The 21,705-nt window shown below is 61.4% G+C and carries 20 protein-coding genes and 1 pseudogene; 6 read left to right on the forward strand and 15 right to left on the reverse strand.

The annotated features are described in order from the left end of the window. Positions 1-45: 45 nt before the first annotated feature. The 3 genes from YA0848_RS06600 to YA0848_RS06610 all read right to left on the reverse strand — a co-directional run bounded on the left by YA0848_RS06600 (position 46) and on the right by YA0848_RS06610 (position 2,845). Positions 46-309 carry an EexN family lipoprotein gene (locus YA0848_RS06600; RefSeq protein ID WP_198712310.1) on the reverse strand — a complete coding sequence of 88 codons (264 nt, stop codon included), beginning with the start codon at positions 307-309 and terminating at the stop codon, positions 46-48. Then, positions 309-1,250: a LysR family transcriptional regulator gene (locus YA0848_RS06605; RefSeq protein WP_198712290.1), complete on the reverse strand. Its 942-nt coding sequence runs from the start codon at positions 1,248-1,250 to the stop codon at positions 309-311. The genes YA0848_RS06600 and YA0848_RS06605 overlap by 1 nt, the downstream gene beginning before the upstream one ends. A gap of 65 nt (positions 1,251-1,315) precedes the next feature. Next, complete coding sequence (locus YA0848_RS06610; RefSeq protein ID WP_198712289.1) at positions 1,316-2,845, reverse strand: MFS transporter; 1,530 nt, start codon at positions 2,843-2,845, stop codon at positions 1,316-1,318. A 137-nt stretch (positions 2,846-2,982) separates the two neighbouring features. On the opposite strand from YA0848_RS06610, the gene YA0848_RS06615 reads away from it, so the two are divergent. Then, the gene (locus tag YA0848_RS06615; RefSeq protein WP_198712288.1) at positions 2,983-3,906 is read left to right on the forward strand and encodes a LysR family transcriptional regulator; all 924 of its coding nucleotides are present in this window, start codon (positions 2,983-2,985) and stop codon (positions 3,904-3,906) included. Here YA0848_RS06615 and YA0848_RS06620 read toward each other — a convergent pair. The 9 genes from YA0848_RS06620 to YA0848_RS06660 all read right to left on the reverse strand — a co-directional run bounded on the left by YA0848_RS06620 (position 3,895) and on the right by YA0848_RS06660 (position 11,422). Continuing rightward, positions 3,895-5,889, reverse strand: coding sequence for a DUF3363 domain-containing protein (locus YA0848_RS06620; RefSeq protein WP_198712287.1), 1,995 nt, complete (start codon positions 5,887-5,889; stop codon positions 3,895-3,897). The two genes, YA0848_RS06615 and YA0848_RS06620, sit on opposite strands and share 12 nt — an antisense overlap. Positions 5,890-6,349: 460 nt before the next feature. Beyond that, positions 6,350-6,949 (reverse strand): S26 family signal peptidase, encoded by a 600-nt coding sequence (locus YA0848_RS06625; RefSeq protein WP_198712286.1) that lies wholly within the window; start codon positions 6,947-6,949, stop codon positions 6,350-6,352. Beyond that, positions 6,946-7,491, reverse strand: a complete 546-nt coding sequence (locus YA0848_RS06630; RefSeq protein WP_198712285.1) for a DUF2840 domain-containing protein — start codon at positions 7,489-7,491, stop codon at positions 6,946-6,948. The genes YA0848_RS06625 and YA0848_RS06630 overlap by 4 nt, the downstream gene beginning before the upstream one ends. Then, positions 7,488-7,775 (reverse strand): chromosome partitioning protein ParB, encoded by a 288-nt coding sequence (locus YA0848_RS06635; protein WP_198712284.1) that lies wholly within the window; start codon positions 7,773-7,775, stop codon positions 7,488-7,490. Before YA0848_RS06635 ends, YA0848_RS06630 begins: the two co-directional genes overlap by 4 nt. Continuing rightward, positions 7,772-8,410 carry a ParA family partition ATPase gene (parA, locus tag YA0848_RS06640; RefSeq protein ID WP_198712283.1) on the reverse strand — a complete coding sequence of 213 codons (639 nt, stop codon included), beginning with the start codon at positions 8,408-8,410 and terminating at the stop codon, positions 7,772-7,774. Before parA ends, YA0848_RS06635 begins: the two co-directional genes overlap by 4 nt. 301 nt (positions 8,411-8,711) lie before the next feature. After that, a complete protein-coding gene (locus YA0848_RS06645) occupies positions 8,712-9,560 on the reverse strand; it encodes a replication initiator protein A (RefSeq protein WP_198712282.1) in 849 nt (282 codons plus the stop codon). 26 nt (positions 9,561-9,586) lie between these two features. Further along, positions 9,587-9,868: a helix-turn-helix domain-containing protein gene (locus tag YA0848_RS06650; RefSeq protein WP_010280414.1), complete on the reverse strand. Its 282-nt coding sequence runs from the start codon at positions 9,866-9,868 to the stop codon at positions 9,587-9,589. A gap of 75 nt (positions 9,869-9,943) precedes the next feature. Continuing rightward, a complete protein-coding gene (locus tag YA0848_RS06655) occupies positions 9,944-10,753 on the reverse strand; it encodes a DUF2285 domain-containing protein (protein ID WP_198712281.1) in 810 nt (269 codons plus the stop codon). Between the two features lie 321 nt (positions 10,754-11,074). Next, positions 11,075-11,422, reverse strand: a complete 348-nt coding sequence (locus YA0848_RS06660; RefSeq protein ID WP_198712280.1) for a DUF2958 domain-containing protein — start codon at positions 11,420-11,422, stop codon at positions 11,075-11,077. A gap of 234 nt (positions 11,423-11,656) precedes the next feature. On the opposite strand from YA0848_RS06660, the gene YA0848_RS06665 reads away from it, so the two are divergent. From YA0848_RS06665 to YA0848_RS06675, 3 genes are read left to right on the forward strand one after another with little or no spacing between them, the layout of a single operon-like run. Next, positions 11,657-11,971, forward strand: coding sequence for a helix-turn-helix domain-containing protein (locus YA0848_RS06665; RefSeq protein ID WP_198712309.1), 315 nt, complete (start codon positions 11,657-11,659; stop codon positions 11,969-11,971). Between the two features lie 10 nt (positions 11,972-11,981). Next, positions 11,982-13,235, forward strand: coding sequence for a hypothetical protein (locus tag YA0848_RS06670; protein WP_198712279.1), 1,254 nt, complete (start codon positions 11,982-11,984; stop codon positions 13,233-13,235). Beyond that, positions 13,232-14,251 carry a hypothetical protein gene (locus YA0848_RS06675; RefSeq protein WP_198712278.1) on the forward strand — a complete coding sequence of 340 codons (1,020 nt, stop codon included), beginning with the start codon at positions 13,232-13,234 and terminating at the stop codon, positions 14,249-14,251. The genes YA0848_RS06670 and YA0848_RS06675 overlap by 4 nt, the downstream gene beginning before the upstream one ends. Positions 14,252-14,321: 70 nt before the next feature. Here YA0848_RS06675 and YA0848_RS06680 read toward each other — a convergent pair whose 3' ends face one another. Further along, positions 14,322-14,630 (reverse strand): DUF736 domain-containing protein, encoded by a 309-nt coding sequence (locus YA0848_RS06680; protein WP_198712277.1) that lies wholly within the window; start codon positions 14,628-14,630, stop codon positions 14,322-14,324. A gap of 728 nt (positions 14,631-15,358) precedes the next feature. On the opposite strand from YA0848_RS06680, the gene YA0848_RS06685 reads away from it, so the two are divergent. Continuing rightward, positions 15,359-15,895, forward strand: coding sequence for an AAA family ATPase (locus tag YA0848_RS06685; RefSeq protein ID WP_198712276.1), 537 nt, complete (start codon positions 15,359-15,361; stop codon positions 15,893-15,895). 158 nt (positions 15,896-16,053) lie between these two features. On the opposite strand, the pseudogene YA0848_RS06690 reads toward YA0848_RS06685, so the two are convergent. Continuing rightward, positions 16,054-18,118: pseudogene (locus YA0848_RS06690) on the reverse strand (chromosome partitioning protein ParB). Positions 18,119-18,198: 80 nt separating this feature from the next. Further along, positions 18,199-19,029 carry a DUF932 domain-containing protein gene (locus YA0848_RS06695; RefSeq protein ID WP_198712275.1) on the reverse strand — a complete coding sequence of 277 codons (831 nt, stop codon included), beginning with the start codon at positions 19,027-19,029 and terminating at the stop codon, positions 18,199-18,201. Between the two features lie 591 nt (positions 19,030-19,620). On the opposite strand from YA0848_RS06695, the gene YA0848_RS06700 reads away from it, so the two are divergent. After that, positions 19,621-21,705 (forward strand): ATP-dependent nuclease, encoded by a 2,085-nt coding sequence (locus YA0848_RS06700; protein ID WP_198712274.1) that lies wholly within the window; start codon positions 19,621-19,623, stop codon positions 21,703-21,705.

Raw genomic sequence — 21,705 nt, forward strand, 5'->3', positions numbered from 1 at the left:
GCGTGTATGGCGAGAAAACGGAATATGTTGTTGAATCGACCGCGATCAGAACTTGGGCGGTTCCTTCGGGGGCGTGTACGGGGTGTTGCCATCGCCGTAGAACCGCTTGCGCGTAGCCTCGGCGACTCGATTGCACAGCACGTCGCCAAGCCTGGCGCGATCAGTCTTGCACTGCTGGCGCAGCTCCTTCAGCAGTGCCGGATCGGCGGCCAGTTCCTCCACGGTCGGCACCTGGGCCTGCTTTGGCGTTTCCGATTGGCCGCAAGCGGTTAATGCCACGGCCAGCAGGAACGGAATGGAGTTTCTCATCATGCGGGTTCCTCCAGGGAGTCGGCATCAAGACCCGGCGTGGGCCTGCTACCTTCGGGTGATTCGATGGCCTGCACACGGTCGATGAAGCGGGCGAGCATTTCCGAAGGCTCGCCTCCCGGACGCAGCAAGTAGGTCGTCAGCAGCGGTGAACGGCCTGTCAGTGGCCGTGCCACTACGCCAGGTTCCTGGCTGGCCAAGATGTGCGCGCAGCCCGTCAGCCCCAGGGCGATGCCTGCGGACACCAGCGCCATCATCAGGTCGCAGGACGCCACCCGTTCGGCCACCAGCGGTTCCATGTCCACACGGCGCAGCACACGATCCACTTGCCGGGCATGGCCCTCGCACGCCTGCGGATCGCACAGCACCAGGGGATAGCGCAGCAGTTCTTCCAAAGGGATGCGCTTGTGGGCCAGCAGGGGATGCCGTGCCGGCACGGCCACCATCAGCGGATCACTCCATACCGGCTCGGCAATGAGGCCATCACCGACCTCATCAGCGCGCGCAAAGCCCACGTCGTACAGGTCGCCGTGCAGCCCTTTGATCTGTTGCGACAGCGGCACCTCGAAGAAGCGGATTTCAACCTCGGGTTCTTCCTGCCGACACAGTGCCAACAAGGCCGGCAGACGCGAGGGCGTCATACCGTCGGATAGTGCAATGCGCAATTGGCTGTGGAAACCGTTGGCCGCTGCCTTCACGCTGTCGCGGGCCTGCTGCAAGGCAGAGAAGACGCGCGGCACATGCTCCAAGAACAGCTTGCCCGCACGGGTCAGCCGCGTGCTGCGCGTAGTTCGCGCAAACAGCACCACGCCCAGTTCTTCTTCCAGTTCCTTGATGGCGCGCGACAAGGGCGACTGCTCTATGTGCAGCTTCTCTGCTGCGCGGGCGAAGTGCAGTTCTTCAGCGACAGCTAGGAAGCAGCGCAGATGGCGAAGCTCCATATCGCTCGGCTTCCACTGATTGTTGTTTCGCTCATTGACTTGCCTCAAGATTTCAAATATGTGCCTTACTGATCGGCTGACCGTCGCAGCGTCAGAATGCAGACCACGGCGGTTAGGACTGAGAGCACGGCCAGGACAGCAAAGATGCCGTGAAAAGCCGAGGTGTAGGCGTGATGGGCAAGTTCAATAACCGCCCCGTCTATCGTGCTGATGGGGTCGACGGACGAACTGTGCTCGGCGCTGGCTCCGATCTGGCTGGCGATCGCCGTGGCGCTCTGCGGGAGCGACAGCGAAGCGGTCTTTGCCGCTGCGCGCAGATTCGCGGCCGTCAAGCCAACCAACACGGCACCAATTACGGCAATGGCGATGGCTTCTCCTGCTACGCGCATAGTGGTGAAGATGCCGGCCGCCATTCCTGCGCGCTCCTTGGGAACCACGCTGACCGACAAGGCATCCATCAAGCCCCACGGGAGACCATTGCCGATGCCAATCAGCAGCATGGGGATCGCCATCGCCCACAAGCTCCCGTCAGCAGACAGGCCCATCAACAGCCAGGCGCCAAGTGCGGAGATGAGGAAGCCGATGCCCGACAGCAAGCCGGGTGAGATGTGCTGGGCTACTCGCCCGGCCAGCAGCGGCACTACCAGCATCGGCGCGGTCAACGGAAGGATTGCAAGACCGGCCGTGAACGCATCGCGTCCCTGGATGACCATGAACCAGATCGGCACATAGACGATCAGGGCGATGAAGCTAAACCCGGTCGCCACCGGCAGCAACTGCACGCCGATGAAGCGCGGATAACGGAACAGGGCGAGTTCCAACATGGGTCGCGGACGACGTAGTTCCACGGTGGCGAAGGCGCCGAACAGGAGAACAGTGCAACTCAGCAGCGACAGCACGCGCAGGCTAGCCCAGCCGTCTTGCGGCCCGCGCACGATACCGAACGTCAGAGACACAAGGGCGGCCGTGAACAGCATGGTGCCTGGCCAGTCGATGCCTTGGGCATTGGGGTCACGAGACTCCCTGATTCTTGGCGTACCTAGCAGCAGGATCAAAACAGCGATCAGCGCGATGGCGAAGTAAAGCGAACGCCAGCCCCAGTGCTCGATCAGGAATCCTGACGCCATTGGTCCGAATGCAAGACCGACGCCAAACGCGGTCCCCAGGAAGCTGAAAGCCCGAGTGCGTTCCGCTCCCTCGAACTCCTGTGCCAGCAGCGACGTGGCCGAGGTCAGCACCAAAGCGCCGCCGACACCTTCGGCGGCGCGCAGCAGGTTGAGCAACAGTAGGCTGGGGGTCAGGCCGATCAGCAGCGACGTGGCGATGAATATCCAGAGTCCTGCCACGAAGCAACGCTTGCGGCCGATCTGGTCACCGATGGCACCTGCGGCCATGACGCAACCACCGAACGCGATGGCGTAGGCGTTGACGATCCAGCTCAAGCTGGATTGGTCTCCGCCTAAGTCGCGCCCGACCGCCGGCGTGGATATGGCCGGGCCAGTGAAAACCAGAGGGATGATGATCGCGGAGACGCAGATCGCCGCCAGTATCTTGTATCGGTCTTCCACGGCGACCGCTGAACGTGTCTTTTCCATTACAACTCCAATGCGCCCTCCGTCCACGCCGGATGCGCATAGAGCCGAGGGCTTGACGATTGCCCTACAGGTTAATTAATTCACCGGAAGATGATAATATGGCCTAAATACATATGACTACTGCAAATAATGCAGATATGAACGGCACTGAGTTCGAGCAAATCACAGCTTTTTTGGCCGCCATCGAGCATGGCGGATTCAACTCTGCCGGGCAGGCGCTGGGGCGTGATGGCTCCATCCTCTCGCGGCGCGTCACGGCATTGGAAAGGCGCCTGGGCGTGCGCCTCATGGAGCGCACCACGCGAAGGCTGGCATTGACCGAAGCGGGCGAAGCCTTCCATCAGCGCATGCGCGGGGCCTTGCAAGCCTTGCAGGAGATCGAGCAGGACACCGCAGCAGCGGCGACCGGCGTGCGCGGCACGCTGCGCATCGCCTTGCCTGCGACCTTCGGCCGGATGTGGGTTGCCCCGATCCTTCCCGCCTTCTTGGCAACTTATCCCGATCTGCTCGTGGAAGCGGCCTTCGAGGATCGTTATGTCGATCTGGTGGCGGAGTCCTTCGATGTGGCTGTCCGCATCGGAACATTGGCCGACAGCAGGCTGGTGGCACGCAGGCTCGCGCCATCGCGGCGCTTGCTTTGTGCGTCGCCCGCCTATCTGCAAGCGCACGGCACGCCTGTCCGGCCAGCCGATCTTGCGCAACACGCCTGCCTGGGGTTCTCGCGCTTGGCCTCCCATCCTCTTTGGCACCTGCGCGACGGCGACAAGGCAACGGCGATTCGGATCGCAGGCCCGCTGGTCACGGACGATGCGCAAAGCCTCGTACAAGCAGCCGTTTCCGGTGCAGGCATCGCAATGGTGTCCGACTGGCTGGCCGGCCCGGAACTGTGCAGCGGCCGGCTGGTGCCGGTACTTCCCGACCATCCCGTGGAGAACAACGAGACGGTCTACCTGGTGCATCCATCCGCGCGATTGGTGCCAGCCAAGACGCGGGCGTTCACAGACTGGATCGTGGGGGAGCTTGGTACAAGGCCGTGGCTGAGCCAGGCGTCAGCCGACTGACAGCCCTCGGGCGCGCCCTACCTCCCACGACACCCCGCCGCCGCGCACCGTCGCGGCGATCTGCTGCCCCAGCCGTTGTTCGATCACTGGCCGCCACGGCACTAGGCTGAATCCCATGCCGTCATCGAGCATCGCATAGCGCCCACTGGCGAGCATGACCGAGCGCCGGTAGATGCCGGCCACGCGCTGCCCATCGGCCACTGGCCGATGCTCCAGGCCAGTTTCGCCGGCGATGTCCTTCGCGGCCCGCGCCAACTCCCGATTGCGCAGCGTGCCCAACAGATTGCGGGCGAGGATCACGCGCTGCCCGCGCCGTTCGGCCAACCCCTGTTCGGTGAGGAAGTCGGCGCGCTGTTGCAGGGTGTTCTTGACCTCGCCACCAAAGCCCAGGTCGCCCAGCCCTCGGCCACCGCCGATCAATTGCTGGTCGAGCCAGGTCGCGCCGATTACGCGGGCCTGCCGCTCGATCGGCAGGTGCGATTTCAGTTCCACCGCCACGCCGCCCAGCCGCTGCTCGTCGTACTGGCGGCCACGCTCGGCCAGGTCGTCCGGCACCCTCCATAGCCCTTCGGCCACGCGCTCCACGATGCCCGCCCGGCGCAAGGCTTCCAGCCGGCGGACATGTGCCGCGATAACTTCCTGCGGATCGCGTCCGGGCTTGGCCCGGCCTTGCTCGATCGCCAGGTGATGATCGGTGCGGTACAGGCCATCGCTCGCCAGCGCGGCGATGTTCTTGTCGGCGGCCCGCACCTCGGCGGAACCGCGCACCTCCACCACCGCGCCGGTGGGATAGTTCGCCGGTTCGTCGCGGGCGTTCAGCGCGACGTAGTGGGCCTTGCCGTCCACGCCGTCGATGACCAGATAGCCGCGGTCGTGCAGCTCGTCGGCCAGTCCCTTTGCAGCCACTCGGCCGATGACGGTACGGCCGTCGTCGTCCGGCTCGAACACCGCCAGCTCGCGCGGCTTGCCGCTCATGGCCCGCTGCATGGTGCGGATAATGTCGCCACGCTCGCCCAGGGCGCGCAAGGTCTTCTCCGCGTCCGCATGGACGGCCCAGGTGCCGGGCTGCGTCTCGTCGGCTAGGCCCAGGCGCTGCAAACGTTGCAGGCGGCCGATCAGCAGCAGGCGCTGGCGTTGCAGCCGAGGTTCGTTGAAGCGTTCGATCTGCACCCGGCCCTCCTCGCCGGCCTCGCGCTGCAACGTGCGGTCGAGGCTCGTCCACCGCTCTTGCTCCACCTCGCGCTGCAAAGTCTGCTGGATCTCCAGTTCGGTGCGCGGCCCCAGCCATTCCGTCGCCAGCTCGGCGGCGCGATGGCGGAAACCGTGGGCGATGTAGTCGCCCGCGATGATGAGGTCTTTGCCGGTATCGTCGCGCCCGCGCACGATCAGGTGGGTGTGCGGGTTGTCGGTGTTCCAGTGATCGACCGCCACCCAATCAAGGCGCGTGCCCAGGTCGGCTTCCATCCGATTCACCAGATGCCGGGTATAGGTGCGCAGGTCGTCCAGCTCGGCGCCGTCCTCCGGGGAGACGATGAAGCGGAAATGGTGCCGGTCGTCGGCGGCCTGCTCCTTGAAGGCATCCAGGTCGGCTTCGTCGCTCTGCGGCCCATAGGCCCGGCCCGGTTCGCCATCGCGACCGGCGCCGTCGCGCTCGATGTAGCGCAGATGCTTGGCGAGCGATTGCGGGCTGGCATTGCGTTGATTGACCAGCAGCGTCTTGATGGTCACGCGCCGCGACATGGGCGTCAGCTTCGCGCCCGCGAAGCGTGCCGCCGTGTGGCCGCGCCCCAAGCGCGAGCCGGGCCGCTGGCCTGCGCGTGCGCCGCTGCCACCGGCTGCGGAATGGCGCACCGAAGACTTGCCGCCGCTGGCCTTGCCCGCCTGCTTGAGCACCTTGGAAACGAAGCTCTGCCCTTGGCCCTTGCCCCGGTTCTTCGGGGCGCTGGGACGCACGCGGAAATCGTCGTCGCGGTGGTCGGTCATGGCTGCGCTCCCCGCAAGCTACGGCGTGTCCGGTCGTGCGAAGCACGCAGACATGCCTGCATTGGCGCGGGCCTCGCGCCCCACGCGGCACGGCGGCGAAGCCGCTCCGTGCCGCGCCACCCCCATGTGCAGACAGGCTTTCGACGTGGCCCAGTGCCGCGTCCTTTTGTCTTGCCTTCCGCCTTTACCCCTGGCTCCCGCTCCGGGCATCGGCGGCCCGGTGGCTCTGCTGCACCCGCAGCCAGCCCACCGGCGAACGCGCAGATGGACAAGCCTGGGGCCGCAGGCCTAGCGCGTTCGAGGCAAGACGCCTGCACATCGGACGGCTGCGCCGAAGACAGCGCGAAGTGCGATGCGAATGCATCCGCACTGCATGCGCGACGACACGGTAGCAACAGCCGGAACGACACGCCTGATGGCACGATGAGATGCACGGCAACGTGCAGCGAATCGGCGGCCATCATGGGCGCGTCTCCAGCCAGACCGGATGCGCGACGCCGATCACGGCGGATGCGCTGACCGGGCCGAAATACCGGCTGTCGAACGACGCCGGATTTGTCACGCTCAACAGGAACAGTTCGCCCGGTTCAAGGCGGCGGCAAAGCTGCAAGGATGGCAGCGGCCGGCCCAGCCGGTCGGCAGGCAGCACGGTGGCCGAAGGCACGCCGTCGATGCGTACCCGCCCGGAGACGATGCAAACGTGTTGCGGCGCGACCGCGCCTACACGTTTGAGCAGCGGCACGCGCGTCGGCAGGTAGCCGCGCTGCGCAGCGAGCATGGCGGCCCTGTCGGGCAGCGGCACCAGCACGATGCTTTCCACGGACAGCGGACGTGGCAGCGAGGTGGTGCGCGGGTCAAACGGTTCGATGCGATACCAGCCGACCGCCACGCTGTCGGACGGGTTGTAGGTCAGACGCGGCAGCGGCGACACGAAAGCCGCCCAGGCCAGCGCAGCGAAGCCGACGGCGGCGAAGCCCGCCAGCACGAGGCGAGCGCGCAGGCGCGAGCGAGGAAGCGGCGCGGCTTTGGGTGTGTGTGCGGTGGTGGGATGGGCAGTCATGGCAGCACCTTCCCGGCCAACCAAGCGGCGTGCCGCTCGGCGGTGTATTCGGGCAGCGCAAGGCGAGCCGCCAGACGGTTGCCCAGCGTGCGCCAGTACGCGGGCGACACGTCGATGGCGGCGATGCCCAGCGCTTCGATGGCGTCGATGCGCTCCAGCACGGCGCGCACGTTGGCATCGCCTTCTGCGTGCAGCAGCAGGCACGCGCCTGGCTGCACGCCTGGGATGCGCTGTACGGCATCGAGCGGCGTAGCAGCCTGCATCACCATGAGCTGCCAGCGGATCGTGCCGTAGTCGTTGGCCTGCCAACGAACGCGGCAGAGGATTGCACCTGGCATGAACATGGCGCAACGCCGCCAGCGGTCGAGCTGGAGCGTGCGCGCTGGTTTGCCGAAGCGCAGGTAGAGCTTGAAGCTGGATTCGATGTAGGCGAGCGATACGCGCGTCATCGGTGCGCTGCTAGGCGGCCTGGAAGGTGCAGCGTGCTCAGCCGTGACCGCGATGGCGGCACGTGCGGTAGCAGACAATGCGGATGCGGTCATGGCGTGTTCTCCCTGCGGTGTTCTGGAAACTCGCGCTCCAGCAAACCGCGCAGCAGGTCAGCCACGGTCACGCCTTGCGTGAAGGCCGACACTTTGATGCGCGCCCGCAGCGCGGGCGTGATGTCGAGAGTGAGGCGAGCCGTGTAGAGGTCGCCCTTGCCCAGCACATCGGCATCGCCTTGGCGAATCCACGCCTCGGCGTGCGGATTGGCGGGCGGACGCGCGCCGATGCCTACCCGCTTGGCCGGGCGTTTGCCGTTGGGTGGGTTGCTGTTGTCGCTCATGACGGCCACCGCAGCAGCTCATCGACCAGCGCGGTGATTTCCTGCGCTGCCGCGCTATCGGGGGCTGTCTCCCGCGCCAATCGACCCGCAGCCACACTGTCGGCAAAGACGATGCGCTGGCGCACCTCGCTGCGCAGCGCTGGCAACGGCTGTTCGGCCAAGGCCTGCCGTGCTTCGCGCCCGATTACCGTGGTGCTGACGCGCCGGTTGATGACGAAGGCCGCGCGTAGCGCAGGCCGGAACACCTGGGCCTCACGGATCAGCGCCACCATCTCGGCGCTGGCCCAGAGGTCGTATGGGCTAGGCTGCACCGGGATCAGCACGCGCTCGGCCGCCAGCAGCGCAGAGCGCGCCAAGGCAGCGATCCTGGGTGGCCCGTCGATGATGACGTGATCGGCTCGCCTGGCGAGTTCTGGGGCTTCCTGGTGTAGCGTTTCGCGTGCCAGGCCCACGGCGCTAAACAGACGTGGCAAGCCCTGCTGGCTTCTGCGCTGTGTCCAGTCCAGTGAGGAACCCTGCGGGTCAGCATCCAGCAGAACGACATGCTGGCCTCGCAATGCCAGTTCCCCTGCGATGTGGGTGGCGAGCGTGGTCTTGCCGACGCCGCCTTTCTGGTTGAGCAAGGCGATGATCATGGCGCGGCCCTCCAGTCTGGAAGAACGGGCTGTTTTTGCCGTGCCGAACGGGGTTGGGTTGTGAGCTGATTTCGCCTTTCAGGCTGCTGGCTTTTTTGCGGTTCGGCAGTTGTCCACCGCAACGTTGCTTCTCTACTAAAAGTTAGAGAATTTAAGTTAGGTAAGTTAGAGGGCGAGAAAACCCAGTGCTGGCGCGGCTTTGCGGCCGATTGGCACGCCTGATAGCACGATAGGGACACGCCTGATAGCACGACACCCCGCACGCCCGATAGCACGACCCCATCCACAGCTTGTCCCGAAGTTATCCCCGTGCCGTGGGTGGCACGGGCCGGAAAGTCAGCAACTCCATGTTGTCTTCCGGCATGCGCACGATGCCCAGCGCGTAACCAGGCAAGGATTGCCGGGCGACCAGGGCGCGCAAATCGCAGGCGAAGTCGTAGGGCTTGGCGGTGCTGCCGGATTTCTGGTGCAGATAGCGGAAGTCGAACTGCCAGCCGTGCTCCTGCTTGCCGCCGTGCTTGCGCACCAGGCGATACAGCCAACGCTCGATACCACCCGTGAGCCGGAAATACGCCGGGTCGATGGTCAGCACCAGAGCAGCGTCCAGCACGCCCGCATAGAACCAGTCCGGCAGGATCAGCTCGATGCCCAGCGGCGTGCCGTTGGCATCGGCCAGCTCTTTCCACTCGTTGATCCACGAGAATCGGTGCAGCCGCCTTCCCGTCGTTTCGCGGATGGACGTGGCCACCGTGGTCGATTGCAGTCGGTCGAGTGCGGCCTTGAGGCGCTGGTAGTCGCGCAGCGACTTGCCGCGCCCGATGAAGCGCAGGATCTCGTAGGGCGTAGCCTGCATCCGCCGGGACGGCTGGATGCCCGCGTCCTTGGCTTCGACGATCTGACTGGCCGCCCAGATCAGGATGTCGGCATCCCAGATAGTGGCAATACCATGCTCCTGCGTGCCTTCCACGCGGATGGTGATGTGGCCGCTGCGGAAGTCGATCGGCGCGGTGCGCCGCGACTTCGCCAGCGAGAAGAACGGGTAGGCCATCAAGTCCTGGGCATCGCGCGGTGCCATGTCCTCGCCCGGCAGTGCGCGGAACAGGTCGAGCTGTTCGCGCTGCTGCAAGGCGTGCCCTGGTGGGCGAGACATGGCGATAGCCACCGACGATGCGCCGATCAGCGCGCACGGCTGTCAGCCGAGTGGTGCTCGGCATATTCAGGGTCGGAAGTGGTCTCGAAGCTGCGCGTTTCCGCCCAGGCATCGAGGTCGGCCACGGCGTACATGACGCGGCGACCGAACTTGCGAAACTTCGGGCCACCACCGATGACGCGCTGTTTTTCCAGCGTGCGCGGTGACAGGCGCAGGTAGTCGGCGGCTTCGTCGTTGGTCAGGTAGCGTTGGGGCTGCGCGGGCGCAGCTACAGCAGCGGCGGCAGGCCGTAAAGGAGCGGGTCGCATGGGATGTACCTCCATCAAGCCCGGCCACACAGCGCAGCCGGATGGAGGCAGTCTCAAGAAACTTGAGGCTCTTGCTCAGGGACGTTCTGCTGCGGATGCGAAACGTCCCCCCTCATGCGGAGTGACAGCCGGAAGCTGTGCCAGACGGCGATAACCGCCGCCGCGCATCAGCCCATCGCCTCTGCGCACCAGCCGCCGCACGCGAGCGCGCAGAGCGCTGTCGGCGTGCCAGTCGGCGGCAACGGCTTCCACACCAAACAGCCCTTCGGCGACTTCGCGCAAGGACGCACCCGCCAGCGTCGCGTCCAGCGCCTGAAGCGTGTGCAACTCCAGCAATGCGGACAGCGGCGGACGTGGCCGGACGGTCGCCGCAGGTGCGGCACCGGCGGCTACGGCGATCTTGTTCAATTCGCTCGCCAGGGCTGCATAGCGTTCGCAAGGCGCGGCGCAGGCCCGGATGGCATAGGCGTAAGCCATGCCATCGGCCAAGCCTGGCGCGAGCACGAAACGCAGGCAGCAGCCGGGCCAGCGCGCCACCAGCACCAGGCGCTTGCCGTCATGGATCAGGTGTTTGTGGCCCGGCAGCTTCCAGAACTCAAAGCACAGGGCATCGGGCGGCGGATCGGCATCCGGGTAGAGCTGCACCACCGCATCGTGATCGGGGAACCAGGCCGGGTGCGCGTCCCGCGCATCCAGAGCGGGATCTTCCAGCAGGCGAAGCCCCCAATGCCCGGCAGCATCCGGTTGGCGACGACGGCGGAGCCAGTCGTGCCGATAGTCTGGATGACGGCGCAGGTACTCCCAGGCCAGCGCCGGTCCATCCAGATGCAGAACGTAGAGATAGGCCGCCGTGGCATACCACGGCTCGGCGCTGCGATCAGCCATGCGGCAACCTCCCTGTGCTGGGGGTGCGTCGCCACGGCGAAACGGCGTGCTACGAAGCCATCGTCAAAACGTCATGGGTGAAGCGTAAGCTGGCTGTGTCAAGACCGATGAACTCCGATGCGTTGCTGAAATCGTCCGAGTGCGACGGCGGCAACGCACTCCAATGGCATGCCGCGTCGGTCAGCTTGCCGCAGCCCGCGCCAGAGAGCATGACCGTTTCGATCAGGCACGCACCACTGCGGTGCAATACTGCCGATTCAGACCGAACGGGTCACAGATCAGACCGAAATAGACACAGTGCTCCCCGCTTGGCGGTGGCACTCAATCGGTGATTGAGCCGTTGTCTTCGGCCAGTCGCAGGTATTCCGACAGCCGCCGCACCGGCTGGAAGTAGCGATCCCGCATCACGGGCTGCTGGCGCGGCCCGACGATGGCGGCCAGGTCGGACAACTTCACAGTACCCAGCGCAGGCATGCCAATTCCCAAGTCGATCAGGCCGTGGGCGGTATCGCCATCGGCTGGGTCGAGCGAGGCCAGCAGCCAAGTGGCATGCGCATCTGGCGTGAACAGGCGCACCACCGGCAGCGGGTCGGTGTCCTGCCCGGCAGCGCGGGCCTGACCGTTGGCCTGCAGGTGCATGCGCTCGTCGGCGGTGATGAGTGGAGTCATGGCCGTACTCCCACGGATGTACGGAGTAGCAGAGACGCTTTCACGCCTTCCAACGAAAGCACCAATGCGCAATCCCACGTATCCGCAGAGACGTAGAAGCACGAAGGCACATGCACGGAAGTCAGGAAAGACACGGATCAGGCTCTCCGCTTTTGAAGAAAGCCGCGAATGCGGATTTCAGCAAAGGCACAAAAAGACAAATGAACACTATAGATTGTAGCCCTATTGGGCGCAATGGGCTGTCATCTTGGTATTTGTGGGGAAACCAAGTTGGCAGCAGCGAAACACTCATTGGCGACGGCCATACGGACAGTCAGGAAAGCGCGTGGTTTAAGCCAGGAAGCGTTCTCCGACGTGTCGAGTCGTACATATATGAGTTCGCTCGAACGTGACTTGAAAAGCCCGACCATGCACAAGCTGACCGAGCTGTGCGAGGTCATGGATGTGCATCCGCTCACACTGCTGACGCTAGCCTATGCAGGCGACGACATGAATAAGGTAGAGCGCTTGCTTAAGCGAATAGAACAAGAACTATTGTCTATCAAGTAACGGGATGTTCATGGATAAGAAGACTCAAGGCGCGTGGCTGCTGCATCACGCAAGAAAACTTCAAGCAACAACGAATCAAGACTTCGACTCGATCGCGTTCGCTGGGAAAAGTGGCACGTTGCTATCCGCAATCTCTGCGGAAAAGCAAAGCGTTGTCGCGCAGCAACGCTTAGAGGCCCTCGCACGAGCCAACCACATCAGTCCCAAAACAGAACTTCCGGCAATCGTCGCAGAACTCGCACGGCAAAGACTAGTGCTGCCGGGCAACGGAGGGGTGGAAGTCCTTGGGCTTACTGGACATAGCGTGCTTGAGCACACGTCCAGAATTTTCGATGAAAGCAGCCACGAAGCACATGAAGAAGCAGTAATCTTCGTATCAGAGATTGCCTCCGAGACTCCTACTACGGACAAAGCCATCACCGAGGTCGTTTCCGATCAATTGAAGCTCTCTCGCAAGCAGGTTGGTGATACGCTGAACCTTGCAACCAATATCGGCTTCTTTGACTCTGAGCCGATCTCGGCTCAAGAGAAACTTCTTTTTAATGGCAACCTATTCCGGCGCGATGAGGCGCGGAAGGTCAATGCAATTTTATCTACTTTAAAATCCCCAGAGGCCGTACTTCTGACAGAAGTGAATCAGAAGCTTCAAGAAACAGGCTGCCTGCCACTGGAGACGGTTAACCGGATTCTGGGGCAGGATCTTTTCGCACGGCTTCATTCCATTGGACTATTTGACGTCAGCGTCGTGGGCAATGATCAGGGAAAAAGCTACTTTGTTACCCGTCCGGCCGCATTTTCAAAATTCAGCAACTCCATCGCGGACGATGCGTTGGATTTGGCCAAAGCATTGGTTGCATCACTCACCTACGGAATGACTGTCAGCAGCTACTACCGTGGCCGCATCCAGATGGTTTCAGCCCTCATGAATAAGCTAATCGCAGGTTATAGCGTCGGCCCTGCCACTGCCATTGGAAGCGACTATCAAGCCCTTGAGCTAAAAGGCGTCGTCGCTGTGACACCTGCTGACAATGGAATGTTCGCTATGAGACTCCTAAAGCCTGAGGTGGGGCGACTTGCACTGGCCGTAATCGAAGATGGTGATATAACAGCCGAGAGCGTTTCGCATATTCCTGGCGCGCGAATCACTGAATACGTTGCACCGGAATTGAATCGAGAGGTGCAACGAAAAAATTCTACAGAGGCGGTGAAGCTCAATGCGCGCAACTTGCTCCAAGAAATCAGAACCGGTGGGCTCAAGCGATGAAAGTCCAACCACCAAAGGGCTCTGTCGCGGAGGAAGCATTGCGGAACTACTTCCTAAGCATTGGCTACTATGTCGCCAGGGGAGTCAAATTTACATTCCATAGATTCGATGTGACTGATGTTGATCTGTGGCTATACGCGCGTAATTCGCCTCTCAGCAGAGAACGCATCTGCGTCGATATCAAGAACAAGAAGACACCACAGGCTTTGGAGCGCATTTTTTGGGCGAAAGGCCTTCAGTCAGTTCTAGATCTTGACTCGTGCATTGTGGCAACAACGGATTCTAGGCCTGATGTCCGTGAGTTTGGTCTTCAACATAATGTCCGGGTATTGGACGGAAAATTCCTTTCGAGATTAACCAATAGCGCACGCAGCCACAAGGAACGTATCACCGAGGAAGATTTTCATGCCGATCTAGAATCAGGCTCTCTTGGTCGACTGAGTGGTGACTGGCGTGGCAGGTACGAAGAAAGCAAATCTCGCCTTCTTCATTCTCTGAATTTCGATGGGTGCAACGCCTGGCTTGAAGATATTGGATATTTGTTGGTACAAATTGCTTCTGGAAATTATGCATGGAGGCTCTTTTATGCCACATGCTCACATTTCATGATTGCGATGGACTTCATTCTTAGAGAATTTATTGCTGAGGATCAAGAGCAACGCCGTCAGATCATTGAGCGTGGAATACGTTATGGCTTGTCAGGGCAAGCCTTCACGGAAAAGGTCGGTCGCATGGCAGCAGCACTAGTAGAGGGTGTCGCGGCTCAACCTGGGCTTGCTGATACGCTTCAACAGGAACTTCAGCAACAAGCCAGTAACGTCAAAGCCGATCTTTTAGCCGAATTTTTCGCAAGAAACCTTACGGGGTCAGCGGCGTTTGATGTGGCACTTGCATTGGAATCAGCTGCGTTTTCTCCCCAGGCTCCCATGCCATCTGCTCTGTCTTCGCAGGCACAAGCATTGATTGGAGTGATTGCTGATTTTTGCGGTGTAGATAGAAAGATCGCGCTTGCCTGAGGCGAACGTGAGCTATTGCAACTGAGAGATACTGAGCCCCGCCGCAATGCACGGGGCTCAGTGGCGGCTGTCAGGCCGCCTTCGGCTTGCTGCGCGACCAGATCAGGTCGTGCGTGCCGTCCTCGTTCTCGATCAGACGGGCATAGACCGTCGCCGGGAACGAAGGATCGTCCAGGGTCACGGACACATAGGGGCGTCCGGCCTCGCTGGTCTTTTTCCACGCTGCGCCGATGTCGTGGCCAGCCGCCTGAAGGCGGAAGTCGGGGGCGTTTTCGTTCTCGCCTTTGTCGTTGGCAACCAGCTTGACGTTGAGGGTCAGGGTGCGGAGCGTGCCGGTGAAGCCGTCTTTCTCTGCGGTGAAGGTGCCGATGTTTGCCATGATGAATCTCCTTTCGTTTGAACAGGGTTCGCGCCCATCGCGTCCTGTTGTGATCCGACCGGCGGGGGACGGGCTGGCTGCACCGCTTGCGGGCGCAACGCAGTGGAGCACCTGGAAGCGAAAAGAATTTGTCCCGCGAGGAATGCGCGTAGCGCAGGGGAAATTGTTTTCGCTGGAAGGTTGCAGTCATAGAAGCCCGGCCACCGCCAGGATTCACAAACAGACAGGACGCCTTGGGCCGACCCGCTCCGAAAGGAACATGGCCGACTCGGCTTCCCGCGTGACGGCTTCACCGGCTTGCGCCCTGGCACGGGCAAAGACAACGCCCGACGACAAGGTGAAAGCGTCCCTGACGTAGCAGGCGGCCTCTTGCTTGAAGCGTGGCGTGGAAGCTCCATTGCAAGGCCGGGTGGCGTGTCGGTGAACCGTCCTTCGTGACGTACAGGCGACGAACCGCCAGCGTCGAGGACGGCACGCTTTCGTGCAACCTGCGGCAGCAAGCCGGGGCGTAGTTCCACAAGCCCGCCCATTGCGGCGAGGCGCGATTTTCAACGCAAGCGCAGCGCCGCAGGCGCGAAGGCGTGAGGGATTAATGCCGAATGGCCGTGACGGCGAAGATGGCACGGGGCGCAGCCCGAAAGCCCGGCGGCGCAGTGCGCCGACACGCCTTGCATTCCCCACTGTTGCCAGCGGCGCCATGCTCTACTTATGACTCGGATACCCACACCATGAACCACTTCATCGTCATTTCCGGCTGCTCAGGCGGCGGTAAATCAACACTGCTCACCGAACTCCAGCAACGCGGATATGCCGTGGTGGAAGAACCGGGACGGCGCATCGTGCAGGAACAAACGCACACGGACGGACGAGCTTTGCCGTGGCTCGACATGGTGGCCTTCTTGCGCCGAGCCATCGACATGGCGCGGGAAGACCATGCCAATGCTGCACACGACAACTCGCAATGGGTGTTCTTCGACCGTGGCGTGATCGACTCTGCAGCAGCACTGCAGGCGCTGACCGGCGAGCCTGTGCTGGACAAACTTGGCCAGCAGTATCGCTACCATCCGCATGTTTTCCTGGCACCGCCGTGGCCGGACATTTATGTGCAGGACGCGGAGCGCCGCCATGACATGGCTGCCGCGCGGCTGGAATTCGAGCGGCTCCAGCGCACCTATCCGGCGCTGGGCTATACCGTTTCGCTGTTGCCCAAGGTCGGCGTAGCGCAGCGCGCCGACTTTGTACTAAAAGCCCTGGCAGGTCGCTGACCTGCCACGTGACCGCTGGGTCTTTCGACCGGGCGCGGCCACTGCTGCGACCGGATTTTTGACCACCGGCCCCAAGGCGGAACGGCTTGGGGCCGGTGTTGATCGGACAGCAAAGCGCCTTGGCCGAAACCAAGGCGCTTGCTTCACAAAAGGGAAGATCACGCGGCCAGAGCCTCGGCCTGCGGCTGCTCATCCGCCACGGCGGCAACTTCTTCCGGCGCTTCGGCTTCCTGGGCTGCCGCCACGTCTTGCGCGTCCTGCTGCGGGGCTTCGGCACGGAAGATGGCAGGCATCCAGCCGGTGCCATCGGCCAGCCGTTCGGCTTCGCTGGCAATGTCGCCTTTTTTCAACTTCGCCAGCCTGGTGACGTGCTCCGGTGCGAATTCGCCCACGGCTTCCAAAATCACCGCCTTCGGAACATGTTGGAAATAGCCGTCTGCGGTCGGTTGCCACCATGCCGCCATGTCCAGCCCCACCGCCTGCGCCAGTTCGGCACCCGGCTGGTACTGCGTGGCGCGGGGCGTCACCACATCGACCGTGGATGCCACGCATACGGCCAGCAGACGCACCAGTTCATCCTGCGGCTTCGCCAGCAGTGCGGCGAACAGTCCGGCGCTGTCCTCCGGCAAGGCTTCACCCGCTACCTGTTGCAGTTCGCGCAGTGCCACAGCGGCGGGCGATTCCGGCCAGTCCGGGGCCATGCCTTCCAGCCGATCCTGCTGGGTCAGCTTCACACCCAGCGGCAGATCGTGGCCGTAGTGGCTGCCTTGCAAGACAGTCTGCACCATGCCATGCACCAGGGCGGCCAGCGCCACCTGCGGATGCCGGGCCACCTCGATTTGCAGCGCGGCGGTACGGTGGGCGCTCAAGCGTTGCGCCAGCCGGTCGGACATGGCGGCGGGCTTGGGGGCGTCGTCGGCTTCCTCGCCTGTGTCGTCGTTCCCGGCTTCGCTGTCACTGCCGAAACCCTGCCTCAGCCGTTCAAGCGTGCGCAGTGCCTTGGCCTCGGCTTCGCGCAGCAGGCCACGATGAATCACGGCCTCGCCGTTGCGGTCGATGGTGACGATAGCGCCGGCGGCAGCTTTGACGGCTTCCCCGTAGTCCTGCAAGCCATCTTCCAGCGCCTGCAACTGCTCGCCCAGGCGCTCGCCTTCCTCCTGCAAGGCATCGGCCTTTTCCTCGTCCTCGTCGTCCAGCGCGGCATCCACGGCTTCGGCCACTTCCTGCATCTTGGTTTGCAGCTTCTCGATACGCTGCGCGTCGCGCTTGTTCGGGTTGCGGCGTTCCCTCGGCGCACGCTGGAAGGCTTGCAGGTCGGCATGGGTCACGCCCGGCGTGGCATCCACCCACGCCCAGCCTTCGGCCTGCACCTCGGCGGCGATGCCTGCCAGCTTGTCTTGTGCCAGCCGTTCCAGCAGCGCTGGCATCGGTCAGATACACGCCCTTGTCGCCTTCCGCGAACAGGTCGCGGCGGATGCCGTCGCCTGCCTGCTCGTAGCCGTCCAGCCCGACGAAGCGCACCAGCGGATGCCGGTAGGCGTCGATTTCGCGTTCGGTCAGGCGGTCGCGCAGGTTGTGCGGGCTGCGCTGCCATGTCGGCGCATCGTAGAACGCGGCCTCCTGTGCGGCGTGGTCGTCGGTGATGGCAAGGGCCATCAACTGATCGAGCGTCACGGCTTCGGCGCGGTAGTCGGCCAGCAGTCGGGGCGAGACGTTCGCCAGCTTCAAGCGGCGCTGCACCACCAGCGGGGAAACGCTGAAATCTGCCGCTATGTCTTCGATTGGCCTACCTTCGGCCACCAGTGCGGCGAATGCCTCGAACTGGTCGGCGGGGTGCATGGCTTCGCGCTGTACGTTCTCGGTGAGGCTGGCGGTGCGGGCCGTGCCATCGGCCACCAGCAGGCAAGGCACGTCCCATTCCTTGCTGATGTGGTGCTTCTTCGCCAGCAGCTTCAAGGCTGCAAGGCGACGGCCACCGGCCACGACTTCGTAATGCTCGCCATCGGCGGCGGCAATGACGATCAAGTTTTGCAGCAGGCCCACACGCTGGATAGATGCGGCCAGTTCGGGAGTGGACATGCGCGGGGTCTTGCGCACGTTGCGCCCGGTCGGGCGCGACACCAGCCGCGACAGCGGAACCAGAATCAGGTTCTTGGTCGGGTCGGCTGCTTCCAGAGCAGGGGCTTGGATGGCGCGGGCTTCGGTTTGGGTAATGGCGTTCATGGTGATAACTCCTATCGGTTCAGGGATGCAGCAGCGAAGAAAGCGGCAAGGGCTGCTGCCTGCCCCTGCCGGGTGGGGAATCAGGCTTTCAACTGGCGCAGGCCATCGGCCAGCATCCAGAGGGCGCGATTGAGGCGCACATCGGAATCAATGCTCTGCACCGGCCGGGTTTGCTGGCGGCGACCATTGGCGCTGCGGCCATGCAATCCGCCTTTGGTCAGGTTTTCTTGGGTGCGGTTGAACACGCTCCACAAGTCCGGGCGGCGGTCGTCGAAGCGGCGCGGCATCAGGATTTGCGATTCGGTGATGGGCGCGGGCTTGTTGTCGGTGGGGTCGTACTTGAGGGCCAGCGCGGAACGGGCGAACACTTCGGCTTCGCCTTCGTCCAGCGTGATCGCACGCATGGCATCGCGGGAATCCTTCACCCGGTCGAAGCCGCGCAAGACTTCGTAAGCGCCTTCGATGACATACCCGGAGACGTCGCCTTTATGGGGCACGCGCACATCGGCCACGGTGTCGCCGCACACAAGGCCATTGCTGCACACGAAGCGGAACATGCCGGCCAGCATCTGATAGCTGCTGGTGCCATCGTGCGAGTTCAACAACACGATTTCATTGGCTTCCGCGCCGTTGATCTGGCTGGCGTGGCGCAGGCGCAGCATGTGTTTGGTGTGTTCGCGCTTGCCTTCGTCGCGCACGCGGGTTTGCGTCACCATGAAGGGCTGGAATCCTTCCTTGCGCAGTTCCGCCAGCACGGCGGCGGTGGGGATATAGGCGTACCGCTGCGAACGGCTCTCATGCGGCGCGTCCGCAAAGATGGACGGGGCGACGCGGTGAATCTGGTCATCGGTCAGCGGGTAATCGCTGCGCAGCGAAGGGGAACGGGAAGCGAAACGGGATGCGAGTTGCATGGTCTTTCTCCTGACAAAAAGGGTTTGCTGTTCAAACCGCACACCGGATTCCTAGATTCGGAGCCCAGCCTTTCGGCTGTTCGGTGCGGTTGGCACGAGGAACCCGGTTGGCCCTGTTGCCACCGTCTTTCCTGAGTTCATCGCCCGCGACGGTCAGGAGCCCACGGACGTGGGCCGTCAAGGAGAAAAGCGGCAGGTAGGTGCGGCCCGCAGGCGCAGCCGAGGACACGGCCTGACGCGCCTTGATGGCACGCGGCCACGGGCTACAGTCGCGAGCAAGGTGATGGAGTCAGGAGAGACGGCTGGACATGGCAACGGCCGCCACGATGTGCAGACCGCACGCAAGCGAAGCGCGCAGGCCCGAAGCTGGAAGCCGGGCCGTAGGCGTCAGGGATGTGGAAGGCTGGCGAATGCCAGTCCCGTCAGGGATGAGCGAGTAGCGAACCTGGAGCAGCGCGATCCGCGAAGCGGAGACGCAAGGAAGTATTTCGCTTATTATCTATTTGTATGTTGGCAGCTTTCGATCATTGAGCCGATTTTTCGGCGAAAGCTAAAAATACCAATTATTGACTTTTGCCCAGGAGGGGATTGATGAAGATTAGCGACATTGCAATTCGGAACTTCCGTCGATTGGAAAATGTTCAAATCGAAATTGAAGAGCGAGAGTCAATATTTGTTGGCCCCAACAACAGTGGCAAAACGTCTGCCACAGCAATATTCCGCTGCTTTCTTGGCGACCGAGAATTCAAAATCCATGACTTCTCAGTCGCCAGAATGAAGGATTTCGAAGACTTTGCGAACACAGGGGATGCCAATCAGCTTCCAAAAATTAGCCTCGATCTCTGGTTTAGCATTGACCCTGAAAGTATCGCATTTGGAAGAGTTTTCACTCTTCTCCCAAAGCTTTTAGACCTGAAGCGCGTTGGAATCCGGCTTTCGTATGAAGTAGATGATGCAAAGAAACTTTTAGAAAATTACGACGCTGCTTACCCCAAAAGGGAGGGCAAAGAACGTGCCAAGGCGCTCTCCCAATATCTTGCGCTAGATGGAAACCTTAGTCGGAATTTTTCAGTTGGATACTTTTCACTCGAAGAAAAGCATCAGGAGGGAGCTCCTCCTGAAATTCTAGTAAGCAGGCTTGATCCTGAGGAAGGAAAGCGCCTACTTAAGCACCTAATACGAGTGGAATTCGTCGATGCTCAGCGTAACATCAATGATGATGACAGTAGCCGAAGCAACCGACTTTCAGCAGCTTTCGCTACCTTTTACAGAAAAAATCTTGAACAGGCTGGTCATGCTGCCGATGCTCATGGCGTAATTGATGAAAACAACAAACAACTCACCGATCACTACGCCAAGCAGTTTGAGCCCCTGATTACTCTGATTAAATATCTTGGTGTGCCGTCTATAAATGATCGCGAGTTACGGATAATTTCATCTCTTAGCCCGGAAACTGCGCTAAGAGGCAACACCGAATTACTCTACATTGACCCCGGTAGACAGCATGAGCTTCCCGAACTGTATAACGGCCTTGGTTTCAAGAATCTCATATACATGGCCATCCAGGCGCGACACTTTCACTCTCAATGGGTCATGACTGAGGTGAATCGTCCGCTATGTTTGATGATATTCATAGAGGAACCCGAGGTTCATCTTCATGCACAGGTTCAGCAGACTTTTATATCCAACATTTGGCAGGTGATAAACCAATCGGCTGAAGCGGCTGGCGAACCTGATTTAGTGCCGCAACTCGTTGTCACAACACACTCTTCTCACATCATGGATGCGGTAGATTTTGAGAAGGTTCGATATTTCCAGAGATGTCATATAGAAGGTGAGACAACGACAACGGGCATTCGCAATGCATCAGTCGTTCACAGCCTCCGATCATTTCAACCAGAAGCGGAGACGATAGACGGTAAGTTAGTTGCTCCATCGGAGTCTCTAGCCTTTCTTAAACGGTATTTACGACTGACTCATTGTGACCTGTTTTTTGCGGATGCTGCCATCCTTGTTGAAGGCGCCGTTGAAAAACTTCTTATGCCGTCTATGATTGAGCGCGCAGCAGAAAATTTGCGTAAATCATATCTTACGGTCTTAGAGGTGGGAGGTGCCTATGCTCATCGTTTCGAGGGTCTGCTGAGCTTTCTTCATATTCCATATCTTGTTATTACAGATATTGATTCTGTTTTGCCAACTGGATATCCAAGCGCATGTCGCGCAGATTTCGTTGGAGCCAAAACATCCAATGCCTCTATCAAGAAAATGTGTGGGCACAGCACAATTTCTGAATTGATTGCGCTGACTGTGACGCAGAAACAACATGCCGATAAAGATCGCTGCATCGCCTTTCAAACTGATGTTTTAGTAGCTGATGGAACGGCGAATGAAACGCTGCGTCCCCGCACGCTGGAGGAGTCTATCGTCTACGAGAATTTCGGGCTGCTGAGATCAGGAGCACTATCCATCGGTATTGCCATTCCAGAAATTCTTGATAATGCATATCAAGAAATTTATGATCGAATTCGGTCAGATAATTTTAAGAAAACTGATTTCGCTATGGACATTTTGGCTTGCCCCGAGCAGTGGTGCGTCCCGAGCTATATAGCTGAGGGCCTGCAGTGGCTTGAAAAGCGCTTGTCGCCGGAACCGACTACTGTCATTTCAGGAGATTAG

Source organism: Pseudomonas sp. S4_EA_1b (assembly GCF_016307435.1).
Lineage (GTDB): Bacteria > Pseudomonadota > Gammaproteobacteria > Pseudomonadales > Pseudomonadaceae > Aquipseudomonas > Aquipseudomonas rhodesiae.